Genomic DNA, 5,728 nt, shown 5'->3' with positions numbered 1-5,728 from the left:
GGCTTGCGGAAGAACCAGAACCGCGCGTGGTCAGAGGGGAACTCGCGCGGCCGGTCCAGGCAGCGCTGTTCGGCGCAGTACTCGCCGTACAGGCCAATGCTGTCCTCGGTCGCCGCCAGCTCGCCGCCGACCCGCATCTCGTGGCAGAGCCGCGCCTTCTTGGCGGCGGGGCCGCCCGGGCCCGGGCCCACCACCCGGGTGCGGATCTCGACCTCGGCGTCGGCGGCGACCTCGTGCAGGTACCGCACGTGCGCCTCGACCGTGTACAGCGAACAGCCGGTCCGCTCCCGGTAGGCGGCGTCCAGGCCGACCCGGTCCATCAGCGCGTCCGTCGCGAACCCGAAGAGCAGGACGTAGTAGGCCTCGCTGAGGTGGCCGTTGTAGTCGATCCACTCGGGACGGAGCCGCCGGACGAGGGTCGCGCTCACGCCTGACGCCCCGCCCGCTCGGCGGCCTCCTCGCGTTCGACCTCCTCGAGTGCCCGGGCCACCGCGATCAGGCGGCGGTCGCGCTGGGCGATCAGCTCGGCGGTGGAGCGCCCGGCCACGACCTCGTCGGTGCCCGCCACCATGCGGTCCCGCAGCTCGGCGGTGAGCTCGGGCGCCTCCAGACGGGTCCACGGGGACTTCAGGGACGGGCCGAAGTGGTCGAGCATGTGCGCCATGCCGCCCTCTCCCCCGGCGAGGTGGAAGGTCAGGCAGGGGCCGAAGAAGGCCCAGCGCAACCCGGGGCCGCTGGTCATCGCCAGGTCGATCTGCTCCACGGTCGCCTCTCCCTCGGCGACCATGTGCAGGGCCTCGCGCCAGGCCGCCTCCTGGATCCGGTTGCCGATGAACCCCGGGAGCTCCTGCTCCATGGTGATCACCGACTTGCCCGCGGCGCGGTAGAAGTCCGAGGCCCAGTCGACGGCCCACCGCTCGCTCCGTGCACCGCCGACGACCTCGACCAGGGGGACGAGGTAGGGCGGGTTGAACGGGTGGCCGACCACGAGCCGTCCCGGCGTCCGCGCCCCCACCTGCATCTCGCTCATGCTGTAACCGGAGGTGGACGAGGCGATGACCACGCCCTCGGGGGTGGCGGCGTCGATCTCGGCCAGCAGGCCGATCTTCAGGTCGAGGCGCTCCGGCGCGCTCTCCTGGACGAAGTCCGCCTCGGAGACGGCGTCGGCCAGCGTGTCGGCGACCCGCAGGTTCGCCGTGGAGGCCCCCTCCGCCAGGCCCAGGCTCTCCAGGGCGGGCCAGGCCGAGGCGACCAGCCCGCGCAGCCTGCTTTCGGCGTCCGGGGCGGGGTCCCAGGCGACCACCCGGTAGCCGCGGCCCAGGAAGTGGGCGACCCAGCCGCCCCCGATGACACCCGCTCCGACGCAGGCGACCGTGCGCACGGCCCCGGGGGCGGTTCTCGCGTTCTCCGTCATCGTGCTCCTCATGTGGTGGCGTTGTGCGGTGGCGTTCGTCGTCGGACGCGGGTCAGGCCGCGCCGCGGAGTCCGAGCATGGCGCGGGTCTCGTCCGGTGTGGCCACCCGGGCGCCGAGCTGCTCGATGATGCCGACGGCCTTCTCGGTGAGCTGGCCGTTGGTGGCCTTCACCCCGCGGCTGAGGTAGAGGTTGTCCTCCAGGCCCACCCGGGCGTGCCCGCCGAGCAGCACCGACTGCGCCACCCACGGCATCTGCTTGCGGCCGATGGAGAAGCTCGCCCACTGCGCGCCCGCCGGGAGCATGTTCACCATCGACAGGAGGACGCCCGGGTCCGAAGGCGCGCCGTAGGGGATGCCGGTGCACAGCTGGAACATCGTCGGGTCGTCGATCAGGCCCTCCGCGTGCATGGTCCTGGCGAACCACAGCTGGCCGGTGTCGAAGATCTCCAGCTCCGGACGGACCCCGAGTTCCTGGATGCGCCTGGCGCCCGCGCGCAGCATGTCCGGGGTGGAGATGTAGACATGACTGCCGTCGCCGAAGTTCAGGCTGCCGCAGTCCAGGGTGCAGATGTCGGGCAGCAGCTCCTCCACGTGCGGCAGGCGGTCCAGCCCGTTGACGAGGTCGGTGCCCTCCTCGAACCGGAGGGGGTCCTCCTGGCCGATCACCAGGTCGCCGCCCATCCCCGCGGTGAGGTTGATGACGATGTCGGTGCCGGTCTGGCGGATGCGGTCGACGACCTCCCGGTAGAGGGCGCCGTCCCGCGAGGGGGCGCCCGTCTCGGGGTCGCGGACGTGGATGTGCACCGCGCTGGCGCCGGCCCCGGCGGCCTCGACCGCGGCGGCGGCGATCTGCGCGGGCGTCACGGGGACGTGCTCGCTCCGGCCGACGGTGTCCCCCGCGCCGGTGAGGGCGCAGGTCAGGATGGGCTTGTGGTTCATGGTGTCGCTCACGGCGGTGCTCCGTCTCTCTGAGTGCGGTTTCTCGGGCTCGGACCGGGCGGGCCGTCGGGCGCCGGAAGGGGCGCGGTCGGGCCGTGCGGTCCGCAGGGGCGGGGCACCGGAGGGCTCAGTGCCCCAGGACGTCGCGGTCGATGACCGACCGCAGGGTGTCGCGCATGTGGTCGACGGATCGCCCGGGCATCCCGGTCATGACCTGGATCCCCAGGCCGTCGATGAGGGCGGTGAGGCGCCGGGTCATCTCCTCGACGTCGAAATCACCGAAGACCCCGCTCTCCTTCCCCTCCCGGAGGGTGCGGGCGATGGTCTCGTGCCAGCGCCGGTAGGAGGCGGCGTGCAGCTCCCGCATCTCGGGGTTCAGCGCCGCGGCCGTCCAGACCTGGAGCCAGATCGACCACTCCAGCCGCAGCCGGTCCGAGCCGGGGAGCTGGAGCTCGATGAGCCGGAGAAGGCGCTCGTACGGGTCGCCGACGGTGTGCAGCCCCGCGACCTGGCGGTCGAACGCCTGCTTCACCGAGTGGCGCAGCGCCTCCACGAGGAGGTGTTCCAGGGTGGGGAAGTGGTAGTGGACGGTGGCGCTGGAGGTCCCGCAGGCCCGGGCCACCTGGGCGACGCGGACCGAGTGGTACCCGTGCTCGGCGATGAGGGTCCAGGCGGCCTCGATGATCTGGAGCTTGCGGTTGTGCTCCCGGGCGGCCCCCGGGTGGTCGGCCAGGCTCGCGGGCGGCGGCCTCACCGCCGACGAGTCGCGCGGCGCCGCGGAGACGGTCTCGGCGTCGTCCCGGCCGTTGAGCAGCCAGTTGACCGTCACCCCTGTCTCGTCGGCGATGCCCGCCAGCTCCAGGGCGGTGAAACGCCGGGTGCCGGTCAGGGACTTGGAGAGTTTGGTGGGGTCGATGCCGAGTCTGGCCGCGAACTGCCGCTGGGAGAGGCCGGATCGGCGGATCGCCTCGCGGGCCCTGCCGCGCACGTCGTCGGCCACGTTGTCGCTCACGGGGGAGAACGTAACAGCGATGTAGCGATTTTCGCAACGCGGGCATGGTTGCCACTTCGTTGTAGAAGCTCCGGCTTGACAGCGACGAACCCATGAAGCTCTTACTGCCATGCGCTTTCCGCGATCCGACGGCGGTCGGAGGGCGAGGGGAAGTGCAACGATGCGATAACCGACTGGTTGATTAGTCAAACGCAACACAGTAGTAACTGGATGGTCCGCGCCCTCGACCACGGAGGTGACCCGAGTCATCCGATGGAACATCGACAACAAAGTCTTCTGGCCCGCGCTGATCATGGTGATCGGCTTCAGCGCGCCGTTCGTGATCGCGCCGAGGACGGGTGAACGCCTGCTCGGCGCCGTCCTGTCCCGGCTCCAGTCCGACCTGGGATGGGCCTACATGTGGTTCGTCGCCGGGCTCGCGGTACTGCTCGTCTGGCTGGTCCTCAGCAGGTACGGCCGCATCAGGATGGGCGACCCCGACGACCGCCCCGAGTTCTCCACCCCCACCTGGCTCGCGATGATCTTCACCGCCGCGATCGGCGGCGGCCTCATGTACTGGGGGATCATCGAGTGGGCGCACTACCACGGGGCTCCCCCGTACCAGCTCGAACCGCACAGCACCGAGGCCGCCGAGTGGTCGGCGACCTACCCCCTCTTCCACTGGGGCCCCACCGCCTGGGCGGTCTTCTGCGTCCCCACCCTCGCCCTCGCCTACGCCTACCACGTACGCAGGGTCCGCCGCCTGCGCCTGAGCGAGGCGTGCCGCGGCGTGCTCGGCGACCGCGTCGACGGCTGGCCGGGGCGGGTGATCGACGTCTTCTTCATCCTCGGGATGATCGGCGCGGCGGGGACCTCGCTGGCCCTGGCCGTGCCCACCGTCGCGGAGGGCGCCTCCCGCATGCTGGGGGTCGAGCCGGGCGCCACGCTCAACACCGTCGTCATCGGCCTGTGGACCCTGCTGTTCGCCGGGAGCGTCGCCCTGGGCCTGCACCGCGGTCTGAAGCGCCTCGCCAACCTCAACCTCTACCTGGCCGCCGCTCTGGGCGCCCTGGTCCTGGCGGTGGGCCCGACGGTCTTCGTCATCGACACCTTCACCAACAGCGTCGGCCTGCTCGCCCAGAACATCGTGCGGATGAGCACCTACACCGACCCCGTCGGCGGATCGGGCTTCGAGGAGGTCTGGACCGTCTTCTACTGGGGCTGGTGGATCTCCTACGGGCCCTTCGTCGGCATGTTCTGCGCCAAGATCTCCAAGGGCCGCACCGTCAGGCAGATCATCGTCGGCATGTGCGGCTTCGGAAGCCTGGGCTGCTGGCTGTCGTTCGCGCTGCTCGGCAACTCCAGCATGGCGTTCGAGCTGCGGGGGGAGGCCCCCGTCGTCGAAACGCTGGAGACCGAGGGCGCGGTGTCCGCCATCTTCGCCACGCTGGAGGCGTTCCCTCTCAGCTGGGCCGTCACCCCGCTGTTCCTGCTGCTGTTGCTGGTCTTCCTGGCCACGACCCTGGACTCGGCGTCCTACACCATGGGAGCGGCCACCTCCCGCGACCTGCCGAACGAGGTCGAGCCCTCGCGGCCCAACCGCGTGCTCTGGGCCCTCGTCCTCGCGGCGGTGTCGGTCTCGGTGATGTCCGCGGGCGGAACCGACGCGTTGCAGACCCTGTCGGTCGTGACCGCCTTCCCGCTGATCGTCGTCCTGAGCCTGGTCGCCGCCTCCCTCGTGCGCTGGCTCCGGGAGCACGACCGCGACCGCTCCGGGGCCTCCGGCCCCGTCCGGGACGGCGAACCGGGGCCCGGGGACCGCACCGGCGCCTGAGCGCCGGCGCGCACCGCTCCCGCCCCGGCACGCGGTACCGGCGGGCCCCCGCCGTCCGCGCCCCCGTGCCGGGGACGGCACGCGCCCCCCCGCGTCCCCGGCAGGGCCTGTCCCGGTCGGGCCTCCTGCGCGCGGTCCCCGCCTCTCGAGGGGAGGGGGACCGCGTCGTCGGCTCCGGCGCCCTCCGGGCGGACCGGCCCCGGAGACGGCCTCCCGGAAAGCTCCCGGGAGTACGGGCCCCGGAAACGCCGAAGGCCAGAGCCGAAGCTCTGGCCTTGGGTGATGCCGGTGGGCGATACAGGACTCGAACCTGTGACCTCTACCGTGTCGAGGTAGTTCAACCGTCGCATCGACCTGCGCCAACAAGCATTCGCCCAGTTCAGAGGGTTCCGTTGAGGGATCTTCGCGGCGGTTGGGAGCCGTTGGGGGACGTTCGCGTCTCCCAAGAATCTCCCGTTCGTCCACCCCGTCCACCAGGACCACGGCCCGCCCCTCGGCCAGCAGACCGGTGACCCATCCCGGGGGGACCTGGTCGGCGAGGTGCCGTCC

5 protein-coding genes and 1 tRNA gene are annotated in these 5,728 nt (G+C 71.7%); 1 reads left to right on the top strand and 5 read right to left on the bottom strand.

Annotated features, from left to right (window positions below; genetic code table 11):
* The 4 genes from ABZ234_RS33790 to ABZ234_RS33775 all read right to left on the bottom strand — a co-directional run.
* A partial coding sequence (locus tag ABZ234_RS33790) for a thioesterase family protein (RefSeq protein WP_355014751.1) occupies positions 1–428 on the bottom strand: 428 nt, incomplete at its 3' end.
* Positions 425–1,414: a 3-hydroxyacyl-CoA dehydrogenase NAD-binding domain-containing protein gene (locus ABZ234_RS33785; protein WP_355014750.1), complete on the bottom strand. Its 990-nt coding sequence runs from the start codon at positions 1,412–1,414 to the stop codon at positions 425–427. The genes ABZ234_RS33785 and ABZ234_RS33790, both read right to left, overlap by 4 nt.
* Positions 1,415–1,466: 52 nt before the next feature.
* Positions 1,467–2,366 carry a 3-keto-5-aminohexanoate cleavage protein gene (locus tag ABZ234_RS33780; protein WP_355014749.1) on the bottom strand — a complete coding sequence of 300 codons (900 nt, stop codon included), beginning with the start codon at positions 2,364–2,366 and terminating at the stop codon, positions 1,467–1,469.
* A gap of 115 nt (positions 2,367–2,481) precedes the next feature.
* Entirely contained in the window at positions 2,482–3,366 is an 885-nt protein-coding gene (locus ABZ234_RS33775) for a TetR/AcrR family transcriptional regulator (protein ID WP_267948758.1), read from the bottom strand.
* A gap of 235 nt (positions 3,367–3,601) precedes the next feature.
* Here ABZ234_RS33775 and ABZ234_RS33770 point away from each other — a divergent pair, with 235 nt between their 5' ends.
* Positions 3,602–5,179 (top strand): BCCT family transporter, encoded by a 1,578-nt coding sequence (locus ABZ234_RS33770; RefSeq protein ID WP_352983422.1) that lies wholly within the window; start codon positions 3,602–3,604, stop codon positions 5,177–5,179.
* Positions 5,180–5,468: 289 nt separating this feature from the next.
* On the opposite strand, the gene ABZ234_RS33765 is transcribed toward ABZ234_RS33770, so the two are convergent.
* Positions 5,469–5,555 (bottom strand) — tRNA-OTHER (locus ABZ234_RS33765).
* Between the last annotated feature and the right edge of the window lie 173 nt (positions 5,556–5,728).

Origin of the sequence: Nocardiopsis sp. NPDC006198 (assembly GCF_040613895.1) — a bacterium.
Lineage (GTDB): Bacteria > Actinomycetota > Actinomycetes > Streptosporangiales > Streptosporangiaceae > Nocardiopsis > Nocardiopsis tropica.
This window is presented reverse-complemented; position numbering and strand designations above follow the sequence as displayed.

Excerpts from the sequence above, each read along its gene's own strand:
- ABZ234_RS33785 (WP_355014750.1), bottom strand. The coding sequence starts at position 1,414 with ATGACGGAGAACGCGAGAACCGCCCCCGGGGCCGTGCGCACGGTCGCC.